The sequence below is a fragment of the Micromonospora sp. NPDC127501 genome, from assembly GCF_040302185.1.
Taxonomy (GTDB): domain Bacteria; phylum Actinomycetota; class Actinomycetes; order Mycobacteriales; family Micromonosporaceae; genus Micromonospora.
This window is the reverse complement of record NZ_JBEORJ010000002.1, coordinates 81623-95554: the sequence shown is the minus strand read 5'-3', so window position 1 is coordinate 95554 and position 13932 is coordinate 81623. Positions and strand designations below refer to the sequence as shown.

Genomic DNA, 13932 nt, shown 5'->3' with positions numbered 1-13932 from the left:
CGAGGAGGACCGATGGAGCTGTCACTGGCGACCCGCACCGTGGGCGAGCACACGGTGCTCGAGGTCGGTGGTGAGGTGGACGTCTACACCGCGCCCCGGCTCCGGGAACGACTCCTCGAACTGATCGACGGTGGCGCCCGTCACGTGGTCGTCGACCTCGGTCGGGTGGATTTCCTCGACTCCACCGGGCTGGGCGTGCTGGTCGGCGCGCTCAAACGGCTCCGCTCGGCGAGCGGTTCGTTCGCGCTGGTCTGCGACAAGGAGCCGTTGCTCAAGATCTTCCGGATCACCGCGCTGGACCAGGTGTTTCCGCTGCACCCGACGGTCGACGCGGCGATCAGCGCCGACTCGGCGGGCGCCGGCGCGTGATGGCGACAGTCAAGCTTTCGTTCTCGCCCGCTCCGGTGCACGTGCGCACCGCCCGTCTGGTCGGCGTCGCCGTTGCCCGGCGGGCCGGGGTGCGGGAGGACCTGCTGGACGAGGTGCGCCTGGCCATCGGTGAGGCGTGCACGCGGGCGGTGGCCCTGCACCGGCAGTACGGCCTGGCCGACCCGGTGCTGGTGGAGATGTCCGACGGTGGCTCGTACGCCGTGCGGGTGGTGGACCGGGCGCCGATCGAGGCGGGTATCGGTCTGACCGCGCTGCCGCCGGACGAGCTGGCCAACGAGTCGCTGACCGATGAGGCGCTGACCACCGGCGTGGGCTTCGCGCTGCTCGCGGGTTTCGTCGAGGACCTGCAGGTGCGTCCGGTCGACGAGGGCATCGGCACCGAGGTACGGATGGTGTGGCCGGTCGGCCGCTGACGAGTTCCGCTGCGTAGGCCGCGTCCCCTGCTGGGGATGCGGCCTTCTTTGCATGGATGGGGCCCTATATCAGATTTCGTTTCATAACACAGCGACGAAGATCATCGCGACACGGTGCCACCTGGGTGTGACCTCCAACACTGCGGAGGGCTACAGTACCCGGGTTGTCAGCAAGTGACCTATCCCGCAGCCAGCGGGTATGGGTGTTCATCGCTGGTCCGCTGGTGGGTTGGCGCGCGCTTGCGAGTCCGCATCCAGGCGTCGGTCAGTGCGTCTCCACTCACCGGCGCGATTGTTCGGTAACAGGAGGACACAGATGTCCGAGACCTTGGCCGCCGACGGCGGCGGGCTTTCCCTTACCGGAAGCAATGTCACCTACGTCGTCATCGCCGCGGTTGTCGCGCTGGTGGCACTCGGTTTCGCTGCCGCCCTGACAAAAACGGTGCTGGCCGCTGGTAAGGGCACCGAGAAAATGCAGGAGATCTCGGGGGCGGTCCAGGAGGGCGCCTCCGCCTACCTGCTCCGTCAATTCCGCACTCTGGCGATCTTCGTCGTCGTCGCCGTCGTGCTGCTCTTCCTGCTTCCGGTGCACGACACCGATGGCAGTGAGCTCGCTGTGAAGATCGGCCGCTCACTCTTCTTCGTGGTGGGCGCCCTGTTCAGCGCGTTCATCGGCGGCGCCGGCATGTGGTTGGCCACCCGCGCCAACCTGCGCGTGGCCGCCGCCGCACGGGAGCGAGTAGGCGGCCGCGAGGCCGCCATGAAGATCGCCTTCCGGACCGGCGGCGTCGTCGGCTTCCTCACCGTCGGCCTCGGCCTCTTCGGTGCGGCGCTGGTCGTCCTGGTCTACCGGGGTGACGCGCCCACCGTGCTGGAGGGCTTCGGCTTCGGCGCCGCGCTGCTCGCGATGTTCATGCGGGTCGGCGGCGGCATCTTCACCAAGGCCGCCGACGTCGGCGCCGACCTGGTCGGCAAGGTCGAGCAGGGCATCCCCGAGGATGACCCGCGCAACGCCGCCACCATCGCCGACAACGTGGGCGACAACGTCGGTGACTGCGCCGGCATGGCCGCCGACCTGTTCGAGTCGTACGCGGTCACGCTGGTCGCCGCGCTCATCCTCGGCCGTGCCGCCTTCGGCGAGCAGGGCCTGGTCTTCCCGCTGATCATCTCCACCATCGGCGTGCTGATCGCGATCGTCGGCGTCTTCATCACCCGGCTGCGCGCGTCCGACCGTAACGGCCTGACCGCGATCAACCGGGCCTTCTACCTGTCCGCGGTGCTCTCCGCGGTGCTGGTGGCGATCGCCGCCTACGCGTACCTGCCGGCGACCTTCGGCGAGTTCGACAGTGGCCTCACCGACGCCACCGGCAACCCGCGACTGGTGGCCATCGGCGCGGTCGTGATCGGCATCGTGCTGGCCGCCGCGATCCAGGCGCTGACCGGCTACTTCACCGAGACCAACCGGCGGCCGGTGCAGGACATCGGCAAGAGCTCGCAGACCGGTGCGGCGACAGTGATCCTGGCCGGCATCAGCATCGGTCTGGAGTCGGCGGTCTACTCGGCGCTGCTGATCGGTGCCGGCGTCTTCGGCGCCTTCCTGCTCGGCGGCAGCTCCATCACGCTGTCGCTGTTCGCGGTGGCGCTGGCCGGCACCGGCCTGCTCACCACGGTCGGCGTGATCGTCGCGATGGACACCTTCGGGCCGATCTCCGACAACGCCCAGGGCATCGCCGAGATGTCCGGCGACATCGACGAGCACGGCGCTCGCACGCTGACCGAGCTGGACGCGGTCGGCAACACCACCAAGGCGATCACCAAGGGCATCGCGATCGCCACGGCGGTACTCGCCGCGACCGCTTTGTTCGGCTCGTACACCGACACGCTCAGCAGCGCGTACGCGACGGCTGGTGTGGGCGACGTCGGCAACGAGATCCTCAACGCGCTGAACGTGGCGAACCCGCGCAACCTGGTCGGCCTGATCATCGGTGCGGCGGTGGTCTTCCTCTTCTCCGGGCTGGCCATCAACGCGGTGTCCCGCTCGGCCGGTGCCGTGGTGATGGAGGTCCGCCGGCAGTTCCGTGAGCTGCCCGGCATCATGGACGGCACCCAGCGCCCGGAGTACGGCAAGGTCGTCGACATCTGCACCCGGGACGCGCAGCGCGAGCTGATGACCCCGGGCCTGCTCGCCATCCTGGCGCCGATCGCTGTCGGCTTCGGCCTCGGGCCCGGCGCGCTCGCGGCGTACCTGGCCGGTGCGATCGGTGCCGGCACGCTGATGGCGGTGTTCCTGTCCAACTCCGGTGGGGCCTGGGACAACGCCAAGAAGCTGGTCGAGGACGGCGCGTACGGGGGCAAGGGCTCCGAGGCGCACGCCGCCACGGTCATCGGCGACACCGTCGGCGACCCGTTCAAGGACACCGCCGGCCCGGCGATCAACCCGCTGATCAAGGTGATGAACCTGGTCTCGCTGCTGATCGCGCCCGCCGTGGTGGCCTGGAGTGTCGGCGACGACCGCAACGTCGGCCTGCGGGTCGGCATCGCGCTGGTCGCGACGGCGATCATCGTGGCGTCGGTGGTGTTCAGCAAGCGCAAGGGCATCGCGATGTCCGACTCGGACGCCGATGGCAACACCGGCGCGGGTAGCACCGATCACCGCCCGGAGACGGTCAACGCCTGATCCAGGAACAGCCCGGGGTCCCCGGTCGACGTAGCCGTCGACCGGGGACCTCGGGCCGTCCGGCCCGATGCCACACCTGGCCAAAGGCCGTACGCTGCAACGCATGCGTACGTGCCGGGCGTCTGCCGCCGGAAAGCTCACGGTGGTCCTGGCCACGATCGTCGTCCTGGCCGGCTGCGGCGGAGGTCCCAGCCCACGGGCCTGGGCGGCCTCGGTCTGCGGTGCTCTCACCCCGTGGCGCTCCGAGATCAACAAGCTGACCAGCAGCACTGACGAGCAGATGACCGCGCAGACCACGCCGGCGCAGGCCAAGGAGAACCTGGTGCGGCTCTTCGATGGGGCGGAGCAGGCCAGCGAGGCCGCGCGCCGCAAGGTGGAGAAGGCCGGCATCCCGGAGGCGGAGAACGGCGAGGCAATATCCGCGGGTTTCCGCAGCTCACTGGGGAAGATGCGGGACGCGTACGGTCGCGCCCGGGACACCATCGACGGCCTGGGCACCGGCGAGCCGACCGCCTTCTACGACGGCGTACGGGCCGCCGTGGAGACCCTCAACAAGGAGTACGACGCCAGCGCGCTGGACACCAGCAAGCTCAACTCCGAGGAGTTGAAACAGGCATTCGACGAGGTGCCGGAGTGTCGCTGAGCGGGCTCGGTGACACCGGGAAGGCGCAGCCTCCCCCGGCGCTGTTCCCCGCGCCCGAGTCCGACACGCCCACTCCCGGGCGACGCCGCGGCGGCGCGCCGCAGAACCGTTCGTCGCAGGACGGCTCAGTTCAGAACGGCCCACCCCAAACTGACGACGCGGGCCGGCAACTTGTCTTCTTCGGCGCGGACGCGGCCGAACCGACCGTCGCCGACCTGGCCGGGCTGCTCGCCGGGCCGGGTGAGGTGGTCCGGATGGGCGGCACCGCCCGGCTCTCGGTGCAGGTGGACGCCGCATGGCGGGTGCACGTGCTCGTCGCCGAACTGGCGTCGCGTGGGCTGGCAGCGAGCTGGGAGCCGACCGAGGGCGCGCGACACGCCGTTCGTACGTCGTACACCCGGGTCCTGAAGCCGCTCGCGGCCGCCTGGCTGCACGGCCCGCCGCCCGCCTTTCATCTGACCGGCCGGCGGTTGCGGTTGTGGCTCGCCGCCGCCGGAACGCCGGAGCCTCCCGACGGCTTCCTGTTACGGCTGGGCGCGGACGACAAGCAGTGCTGGGAGTCGATCGGCGACGCGCTCGCCGCGGCCGGGCTGGCGGGGACGCTTGTCGACCCGGGTGAGGGCGGTCCGGCGTACCGGATCACCGGCCGCCGCCGGCTGGCCCGGCTCGCCGAGTTGGTCGGCGGCGCGCCGAGCGCCGCGCCGGCCGCCGCCTGGCCAACCTGACCGCACCCCCGCCGGCCGTGTCGATCACGGAGTTGTGGTGGGGACGTATTGCTCGTCCGGGGGGAAAACGCCCACCATAAGTCCATGATCGACCCGGCGGGGGGCGGCTCGGGACGGCGGCGCCCGGGTGTCCGGTGCCGGACAGCCGGCGGGTTGATCCAGGCGGAAAACGGGCGGCTCGGGCCTCGGTCGTGGGTCCGCCATCGTCACAGTGACCCGCTTCGAGCCCTACCCACGGTGTACGGTGGCGCCGTCCGGCAGTGCCGAGCGCGGCGGGGCGGCGTCGACCGCCGCCTTGAAGCGGTTTGCGGCCCGCGAAACCCGAAACGCGGGCGGCGCGTTACGTTGGACATCCGGACCGCCGGTGCGACGGCGGGGTCGAAAGCGGTCGCTGTCCGGGCGCCGGCAGGCCACGAGCAGGAGTGAGGTCGGGGAGAGACGTGCCGAGCAACGCTGGAACCACCCGTCTGGTCATCGTCGAGTCACCGGCGAAGGCCAAGACGATCTCGGGCTACCTTGGCCCGGGGTACGTCGTGGAGGCCAGCTTCGGTCACGTCCGCGACCTGCCGCGCAACGCCGCCGACGTGCCGGCCAAGTACAAGAAGGAACCCTGGGCCCGGCTCGGGGTGGACGTCGACAACGGCTTCCAGGCGCTCTACGTCGTCTCCGCGGACCGTAAGCAGCAGATCAGCAAGCTGGTGAAGCTGGCCAAGGAAGTCGACGAGATCTTCCTGGCGACGGATGAGGACCGCGAGGGCGAGGCGATCGCCTGGCACCTGGTCGAGACGCTCAAGCCCAAGGTCCCGGTCAAGCGGATGGTCTTCCACGAGATCACCAAGCCGGCGATCCAGGCGGCGGTGGCCAACCCCCGGGAGATCGACCGCGATCTGGTCGACGCCCAGGAGGCGCGCCGGATCCTCGACCGCCTGTACGGCTACGAGGTCTCCCCGGTGCTGTGGAAGAAGGTCATGCCGCGGCTCTCGGCAGGCCGGGTGCAGTCCGTGGCGACCCGCATCGTGGTCGAGCGGGAGCGGCAGCGGATGGCCTTCCGCACCGCCGAGTACTGGGACATCCTGGCCACCCTCGCGGTGGCCAACGCCGGCGAGGGTCCGCGTGCGTTCAACGCCACCCTGATCGCCCTGAACGGCGACCGGATCGCCACCGGTAAGGACTTCGAGCCGACCACCGGCCGTGTCCGGGCCGGCGCCGGCGTCGTGCACCTCGACGAGAGTGGCGCCCGGGGTCTCGCGGCCCGACTGGAGGGGCGGCCGTTCACCGTCACCCGGGTCGAGGAGAAGCCCTACCGTCGCCGCCCGTACGCGCCGTTCATCACCTCGACCCTCCAGCAGGAGGCGGCCCGCAAGCTGCGCCTGTCCTCGCAGCAGACGATGCGTACCGCGCAGCGCCTGTACGAGAACGGCTACATCACCTATATGCGTACCGACTCGGTCAACCTGTCGGAGACCGCCATCTCGGCGGCCCGCCGACAGATCGTCGAGCTGTACGGCGAGCGCAGCGTTCCGCCGGAGCCGCGCCGCTACACCGGCAAGGTGAAGAACGCGCAGGAGGCGCACGAGGCGATCCGCCCGGCGGGGGACAACTTCCGCACCCCGGGCGAGGTGGCCAAGGAGCTGTCCGCCGAGGAGTTCAAGCTCTACGAGCTGATCTGGCGGCGCACCATCGCCTCGCAGATGACCGACGCGGTCGGCTCCAGCGTGTCGGTGCGGATCCGGGCGGTCTCCACCTCGCAGGAGGAAGCCGACTTCGGCGCGACCGGCAAGACCATCACCGACCCGGGCTTCCTGCGCGCCTACGTCGAGTCCAGCGACGACGAGAACGCCGAGGCCGAGGACGCCGAGCGCCGGCTGCCCACCCTGGTCAAGGACCAGCCGCTGACCGCCGACGAGCTGGCCGCGCAGGGCCACCACACCCAGCCGCCGTCGCGCTACACCGAAGCGTCGCTGGTCAAAGCCCTGGAAGAGCTGGGCATCGGCCGCCCGTCCACCTACGCGTCGATCATGCAGACGATCCAGGACCGGGGGTACGTCACCAAGCGCGGCCAGGCGATGATCCCGACCTTCCTGGCCTTCGCGGTGATCGGGCTGATGGAGCGGCACTACCCCCGCCTGATCGACTACGACTTCACGGCCACCATGGAGAACGAGCTGGACGAGATCGCCGGCGGTGACCACGCGGCGGTCGACTTCCTCACGGCGTTCTACTTCGGCAGCTCCAACGGTGCCGGCGACCAGGACATCGCCCGTTCCGGCGGGCTCAAGAAGCTGGTCACCGAGAACCTCAGCGACATCGACGCCCGCAGCGTCAACTCCATCCCGCTCTTCACCGACGACGACGGCCGCGAGGTCGTCGTGCGGGTCGGCCGCTACGGGCCGTACCTGCAACGTGAACTGCCCGGCGGTGAGCAGCCGGCACCGGCTGCCGAGGGCGAGGAGGGTGGCTCCCAGGGTGACCGGGCGCCGATCCCCGAGGGCCTGGCCCCGGACGAGCTGACTCCGGAGAAGGTGCACGAGCTGTTCCTGGGCGGCAGCGGCGAGCGCAAGCTCGGCGACGACCCCGGCACCGGCGAGCCGATCGTGCTCAAGTCCGGCCGGTTCGGCCCGTACGTGTCCAGCGGCGAGCGGAAGTCGTCGCTGCTGCGTACGCAGACCCCGGACTCGCTGACCCTGGAGGAGGCGCTCAAGCTGCTCAGCCTTCCCCGGCTGATCGGTGTCGCGCCGGACGGCGTCGAGGTCTTCGCCAACAACGGTCGCTACGGCCCGTACGTCAAGCGGGGCGAGGAGTTCCGTTCGCTGGAGTCCGAGGACCAGATGTTCACTGTCGGTCTGGACGAGGCGCTGGCTCTGCTGGCCGCTCCGAAGGCCCGTGGACGGCGAGCCGCGGCACCGCCGTTGCGCGAGATGGGCGTGGACCCGGCGACCGAGAAGCCGTTGGTGATCAAGGACGGCCGGTTCGGTCCGTACGTGACCGACGGGGAGTTCAACGCGTCGCTGCGGCGCGGGCAGACGCCGGAGGCGCTGACCATCGAGGAAGCGTCCGAGATGTTGGCCGAGAAGCGGGCGAAGGGTCCGGCGCCGCGAAAGAAGGCGGCGGCGAAGAAGGCGCCCGCGAAGAAGGCCACTGCCACCAAGAAGACGGCCGCCGCCAGCAAGTCCACGGCCGCGAAGAAGACCACCACGGCCAAGGCGACGGCGGCGAAGAAGGCTCCGGCGAAGAAGGCCGCCCCGCGCAAGGCCGCGACCAGCACGGAGTAGCCCTCCGCGCCGTCTGATCCGTCAGGTGGCGCTGGTCCGACGCTCCAGAGCTTGGACAGTTCCCGTTCCGCCCGAACGGGAACTGTCCAAGCTCTTTTTATGGTGTTTCGGGTCATGCGAGAGGGTGCTGCCTTCGCGATTTCGCCGGTACCGTCGTACCGTATGGCCATGCCGACGATCCGAAAGCCGCGCCCGCCGAGGTCGAGATGACCCGCAAGAGGCGCGCGGGCGGTGGGAAGCGGGATGCCGTTCTCGACGCCGTGGCGGGCGTGCTGGCCACCCGCGGGTACGAGAACACCCGCTTCACCGACGTGTCCGTGGCCGGCGGCGTCGCGATCAGCACCCTGCAGACCTACTTCGGCTCCCGCGAAGACATGATCATCGAGGCCATGCAGGTGTTCACCGACCGGGAGGTGGAGGCCCTGCGGGCCGTCTCCGCCGCCGAGCCCGATCCGTGGCGACGACTCGTCGCGTTGGTCGACCGGAGCCTGCACAACTCGGAGAGCACCCGGCAGGTGCTGGTGGAGTTCTGGCGCTCCGCCATGCGTGACGACGAGCTGCGCGACTACAGCGCCACTGTGCAGGAGCGGTACCGGGCGCCCTTCCTGGCCGCCGTCCGGGAAGGCGCTGCCCAGGGTGCGTTCACGCTGGCCCACGACGCCGAGGCCGTGACGGACCTCCTGCTCTCGGCACTGGCCGGTCTGATCATCTCCCGCGTCCAGCACCACCCCACCCCGGCACCCGCGGATTTCCGCGATGTTCTCCTGACCCAGCTCCGGCTGATGCTGGGCGTCAACGACTCCGAGTCAGCACCCGAACGGATCGAGGCACGATGACCACCGTCGAAATCACCCGTTTCCGCGTCCCCGCCGAGCGCACGGACGCCCTGCTGGCCGCGAGGCCGGGGATGCTGCGCGACTTCCAGGCCGACCGTGCCGGCTTCCTCGGCGCGCGACTGATCCAGCTGCCGGCCGACGAGTGGCTGGACATCGTCTTCTGGGGCTCGTCCGAGGACTACGCCGAATCCCGCCGCCGGGGCGCCAACCTGCCCGGCATCCAGACCTTCTTCTCCCTGATCGAGTCGGTGATCAGCATGGAGGAGGGCACCACGACCGACCCGGACCAGCCATGATCTGGACCGCCGGTTTCCGTACCGGGGTGCTCAGTCCGTACGAGCGGCTCCAGTTCAGCGAACCCCGTAGCTTCGCCGACCAGACCGTTCGTCAGGTGCTGCACCTGGCCGGCGGCGGGGAGGCCTTCCGGGTACGGCTGACGAACCGCTACGGCCGCACTCCGTTGACCATCGCGGCTGCCACGGTCGCCGTCGGTGGCCAGCGGGTCGCCCTCACCGTCGACGGCGTGGAGCGTCACGTCATCCCGGCGGGTGAGGAGGCCGTCAGCGACCCGGTGGACATCCCCGTCGCGGCCGGCACGGATCTGGTGCTGAGCCTCTATCTTCCGGAGCCGACCGGTCTGGCCACCCATTCGCACAAGCCGGCCGAAGTCGCCCGGATAGCCGACGGCAACCACGTCACGTCGCCCGTACTGATGGGGGCTGAGCAGGTCGAGGCCAGGTTCTACCTCGCGGGCGTCGACGTGCTCGCCCCCCGGGACACCGCGGTCGCCGTGGCCTTCGGCGACTCCTGGTTCGAAGGGGTCGGCACCACGACGAGCGCGAATCGTCGCTCGGTCGACGTCCTCAACCGGCGTCTCAAGCGTGGGTGGGTCGTCAACCAGGGCATCGCCGGGAACCGTCTCCTGCGCGACGGCGTCGGCGATCACGCGCTGGCGCGCTTCGACCGCGACGTTCTCTCCATCCCCGCCCTGACCCACGTCCTGGTCCACTTCGGTATCAACGACCTCGGTCTTCCGGTCATGTTGGGCGAGCCGCCCGTCACCGCCGACGCCCTCGTCGAGGGCTTCCGTGCGCTGGCCGGCCGCGCCCACGACGCCGGTCTGCGAATCGTCGCCGCCACCATCGGCCCGTTCGCGGGCGCCGGCCCGGAGATCAGCACCCCGGCGGGCCTCGCCACCCGACGCGAGGTGAACGACTGGATCCGTACGACGGACGCCTTCGACGCCGTCTTCGACGTGGCGAGCGCTGTCGCGGACCCGCACGCCCCCGACCACATCCACCCGGCGCTGGACAGCGGCGACGGCATGCACCTGAACGACAGGGGCGCGGAGGCGATGGCCAACGTGGTGAACCTGGACGACCTCGCGCTCTAGCGCCGGTCACCGCGATGGCGCGTACCGACGGGAGCCGTCAGACCCCGAGGACGTGGTTCAGGTGGGCGTTGGTGAAGACGCGGTGGGGGTCGAGCCGGTCGCGGACGGCCTGGAAGTCCGCGAAGCGGGGGTACGCCGTGGCCAACGAGGCGGCGTCGCGGTAGTGCAGCTTGCCCCAGTGCGGGCGACCGCCCAGCCCGGCGGCCACCTGCTCGAAGGCCCGGAAGTACGGCTCGTACGGCATGCCGACGTACTGGTGCACGGCGATGTAGGCGTTGTCCCGGCCGTAGCCGTGCGACAGCCAGATGTCGTCGGCGGCGGTGAATCGCACCTCCACCGGGAAGAGCACCTTGAACGGCAGGCCGTCCACGATCCGCTGGAGCGCGGCGAGCGCCTCGGGCAACGCTTCGCGGGGCAGGCCGTACTCCATCTCCACGAAGCGGACCCGGCGCGGCGTGCAGAAGACCCGGTCGGAGCGGCCGGTGTACTGGCGTTCGGTGAGCGCGCGGGCGGAGACCGCGCTGATCCCCGGGGCCAGCGCGGGCACGGCCCGGCCCAGTCGGCAGGCGCCGGCGAACACCCGGTTGGACAGGAAGTCGTCGTCCACCCAGCCGCGCCAGCGGGACAGCGGCCGGTCGTTGGCGGGCACCCGGTCGTTGGCCTTGACCTGGACCCGGGAGGTGTACGGAAACCAGTAGAACTCGACGTGGTCGTGCCGGCCGATCAGCTCGGGCAGTTCGCCGAGCACGTCGGCCAGTTCGGCCGGTCGTTCGTGGGCGCGCAGGACGAAGGCGTCCACGCAGCGCAGGGTCACCTCGACCAGGACGCCGAGCGCGCCGAGTGACACCCGGGCGGCGGCGAGGACGTCGGGATGCTCGTCGGCGGAGCAGCGCAGCACCTCGCCGGTGCCGGTGACCACTGTGATCGCCTCGACGAAGGTGGAGAGGCACCCGTACCCGGCTCCGGTGCCGTGGGTGCCGGTGGAGATCGCCCCGGCGACGGTCTGTGCGTCGATGTCGCCGAGATTGGGCAGTGCGAGACCGTGCCGGGCGAGCAGGCCGTTGAGCGCGTGCAGGGTCATGCCCGCCGGCACGGTGACCAGTCGGTGTGCGACGTCTACGCTGACCATGGTGTCCAGGTCGGACAAATCCATCCGACGGTCGTCGGCGAGCGCGACGGCGGTGAACGAGTGGCCGCTGCCCGTCACCCGGATCCGACCGCCGTCGGCGGCGGCAGATCGGACGGCTTCTGCGACATCGGTCGGCGAGCCGGGGCGCAGGATCGTGCTGGCGCTGCCACGCTGGTTCCCGGCCCAGTTGGACCATCCAGCCCCGAGCGGTGCGGTGCGGACCATGCGCGCTCCTCATTCATGAATATGAACTGACTTCATATCAGGAACGTTCTAGCTGGTAAATACCGCAATTGCGATCCGCTCGTTGTACCGGTAGTCACGGACTCGTGACGTGGAGATATGTTCATCCGTCGAAGGGGGGTGGCGCAGAGTGTCCACACCAGCCGCCACGACCGGGCCGCTGCGCCGCGTACCGGTGCAAGGTCGAAGTGTCGCGCGGGTACAGCGCATGTTGGATGCCTGCGCCGAACTCGTCGACGAGGTGGGGTACGAGGGGCTGACCACCACCCTGCTCGCCGAGCGGGCCGAGGTGGCGATCGGGTCGGTCTACCAGTTCTTTCCGGACAAGCGGGCGATCGTGCAGGCGTTGACCCTGCGGACCATGGAGTCCTACCTCCAGCGCCTCGACGAGCGGTTCGCCTCCGACGAGATGACCCACTGGTGGGACGGCGTCGACGCGGGCATCGACGAGTACATCACGATGCACCGCACCGTCCCCGGCTTCCGTACCCTGCACTTCGGCGACGTGGTCGACCTGCACCTGCTCGACGAGCAACGGGACAACAACGGCGTGATCGCCGACCAGTTGGCCCGGGTGCTCACCGAGCGTTTCGGGCTCACCGACGTGCCCAAGCTGCGCTTCGTGCTGGAGATCGCGGTCGAGGCGGCGGACGCGCTGATCAAGCTCGCCTTCCGCCGGAAGCCCGAGGGCGACGAGCGGGTGCTGCTGGAGGCGAAGGCGTTGATCCGGGAGTACCTGCACCGCCAGGTGGACGGCCCGGACACCGGCCGAGCCACCGTCGGCAAGCATGCTGAGGCGCCCCAACCGGCCTGAGCCGGCGTGGGGCGCGGGCCCCGACCGGCGGTGAGGGCGGCTGTCCGGTCTCAGAGGAACGCCTGTCCCTCACCCCGGTAGGTGGGGACCGTCGCCACCACCGCGTCCCCCTCGATCAGGTGCAGTTCGTTGACCCGCTCACACAGCTCGCCTGCCTTGGCGTGCCGGAACCACACCCGGTCGCCGACGTTCAGCCCGGCCGCCGCCGCTCCGGACAGCGGGGTCTGCACCTCGCCGGCGCCCTCGGTGCCGACCAGCTTCAGCCCCGCCGGTAGCCACGGTCGGGGCAGTCGACTGTCGGCGGCCGGGCCGGAGGCGATCCAGCCACCGCCGAGCACCGTCGCCAGCTCCGGCGTCGGTCGGCGGACCACCGCGCAGGCGAAGAACGCCGCAGGGGTGGGCCGCCAGGCGCGGTACGCGTCGAACAGCGTCGGCCCGTACAGGCCCGATCCCGCGGTGATCTCGGTTACCGCGGGATCGGCGCTGGTCGCGGCCACACTGCCGGTGCCACCGCCGTTGACGAACTCCAGGTCGGCGTGCTCGCGTACCGCTGCGACCGCCGCGCCACGGCGGGCCAGCAACTCGCGGTACGACCCGCGCTGGGCCAGCCTGATCGCGCCCGCCAGCAGCGTCTTGCCCGGCGGCGCGTCACCCAGGCCGGCGATCTGCGCCTCGTACGACATCAGCCCGACCAGCCGGAAGCCGGGCCGACCGGCGACGGCGGCGGCGAGCGCGCCGGCCGCCCGAGCGCTGTGCACCGGTGAGCGGCGGACGCCGACGTGCACCCGACCGCGCAGCGGTCGCCAGGAGGCGTCCAGATCCAGGCAGAGCCGTAGCTCGGCGCGCTGCCCAGGTGCCGTGACGGCGTCGATGAGGTCGAGTTGGCCGGTGCCGTCGATCATCAGGGTGATCGCGGCGGCGAGCGTCGGGTCGGCGCCCAGCTCGGCGAGGGCGGCCCGGTCCGCGCTCGGGTACGCGACCAGCACGTCGTCGCTGACGCCGGCGCGGACCAGCCAGATCGCCTCGGGCACTGTGAACGCCATCACGCCATGCCAGCCGGGCCGCGCGAGGGCCCGACTGATCAACTCCCGGCTGCGGACCGACTTGCTGGCGAGGCGGACCGGTTTTCCCGCGGCGCGATCGGCCAGGGCGACCGAATTGGCGTCGAAGGCGGTGAGGTCGACCACCGCGTACGGGGGGTCGAGGTGGGCAGTCGCCCGATCCAGGCGCTCGCGAAGTTTGTCGCTTTCGATGGCCACGTGTGCACGCTAACTGTCTGACGGAAAATGCGAAATACCCTCGCGTACGTCCGGGCTGCGGTCGGTAGCTCCGGCGGCCTAGGCTCAGCGAGCAGGAGAATGTCGCCCGGGGGGTGGCCCCCACCGGGTCTAGAGTGT

The 13932-nt window shown here is 70.5% G+C and carries 12 protein-coding genes; 10 read left to right on the top strand and 2 right to left on the bottom strand.

Annotation, left to right across the window (positions count from 1 at the left end; translation table 11 throughout):
* Window positions 1-12: 12 nt before the first annotated feature.
* From ABTW72_RS04415 to ABTW72_RS04375, 9 genes are all read left to right on the top strand, one after another.
* Window positions 13-369 carry an STAS domain-containing protein gene (locus ABTW72_RS04415; RefSeq protein WP_091395433.1) on the top strand — a complete coding sequence of 119 codons (357 nt, stop codon included), beginning with the start codon at window positions 13-15 and terminating at the stop codon, window positions 367-369.
* Entirely contained in the window at window positions 366-803 is a 438-nt protein-coding gene (locus ABTW72_RS04410) for an ATP-binding protein (RefSeq protein ID WP_030334228.1), read from the top strand. Before ABTW72_RS04415 ends, ABTW72_RS04410 begins: the two co-directional genes overlap by 4 nt.
* Window positions 804-1119: 316 nt before the next feature.
* A complete protein-coding gene (locus ABTW72_RS04405) occupies window positions 1120-3480 on the top strand; it encodes a sodium-translocating pyrophosphatase (RefSeq protein ID WP_350854217.1) in 2361 nt (786 codons plus the stop codon).
* A gap of 103 nt (window positions 3481-3583) precedes the next feature.
* Window positions 3584-4123, top strand: coding sequence for a hypothetical protein (locus tag ABTW72_RS04400; protein ID WP_091395429.1), 540 nt, complete (start codon window positions 3584-3586; stop codon window positions 4121-4123).
* The gene (locus ABTW72_RS04395; protein WP_502892165.1) at window positions 4120-4848 is read left to right on the top strand and encodes a hypothetical protein; all 729 of its coding nucleotides are present in this window, start codon (window positions 4120-4122) and stop codon (window positions 4846-4848) included. Before ABTW72_RS04400 ends, ABTW72_RS04395 begins: the two co-directional genes overlap by 4 nt.
* A 440-nt stretch (window positions 4849-5288) precedes the next feature.
* A complete protein-coding gene (gene topA, locus ABTW72_RS04390; RefSeq protein WP_350854214.1) occupies window positions 5289-8120 on the top strand; it encodes a type I DNA topoisomerase in 2832 nt (943 codons plus the stop codon).
* 206 nt (window positions 8121-8326) lie between these two features.
* Window positions 8327-8956, top strand: a complete 630-nt coding sequence (locus ABTW72_RS04385) for a TetR/AcrR family transcriptional regulator (RefSeq protein WP_350854211.1) — start codon at window positions 8327-8329, stop codon at window positions 8954-8956.
* Window positions 8953-9252 (top strand): hypothetical protein, encoded by a 300-nt coding sequence (locus tag ABTW72_RS04380; RefSeq protein ID WP_350854208.1) that lies wholly within the window; start codon window positions 8953-8955, stop codon window positions 9250-9252. The genes ABTW72_RS04385 and ABTW72_RS04380 overlap by 4 nt, the downstream gene beginning before the upstream one ends.
* The gene (locus ABTW72_RS04375; RefSeq protein WP_350854205.1) at window positions 9249-10349 is read left to right on the top strand and encodes a GDSL-type esterase/lipase family protein; all 1101 of its coding nucleotides are present in this window, start codon (window positions 9249-9251) and stop codon (window positions 10347-10349) included. Before ABTW72_RS04380 ends, ABTW72_RS04375 begins: the two co-directional genes overlap by 4 nt.
* A 37-nt stretch (window positions 10350-10386) precedes the next feature.
* Here ABTW72_RS04375 and ABTW72_RS04370 read toward each other — a convergent pair whose 3' ends face one another.
* Window positions 10387-11703, bottom strand: a complete 1317-nt coding sequence (locus ABTW72_RS04370; RefSeq protein ID WP_350854202.1) for a D-arabinono-1,4-lactone oxidase — start codon at window positions 11701-11703, stop codon at window positions 10387-10389.
* Window positions 11704-11929: 226 nt separating this feature from the next.
* On the opposite strand from ABTW72_RS04370, the gene ABTW72_RS04365 reads away from it, so the two are divergent.
* Window positions 11930-12535: a TetR/AcrR family transcriptional regulator gene (locus tag ABTW72_RS04365; protein WP_350854199.1), complete on the top strand. Its 606-nt coding sequence runs from the start codon at window positions 11930-11932 to the stop codon at window positions 12533-12535.
* Between the two features lie 50 nt (window positions 12536-12585).
* On the opposite strand, the gene ABTW72_RS04360 is transcribed toward ABTW72_RS04365, so the two are convergent.
* The gene (locus ABTW72_RS04360) at window positions 12586-13794 is read right to left on the bottom strand and encodes an amino acid deaminase/aldolase (protein WP_350854196.1); all 1209 of its coding nucleotides are present in this window, start codon (window positions 13792-13794) and stop codon (window positions 12586-12588) included.
* Between the last annotated feature and the right edge of the window lie 138 nt (window positions 13795-13932).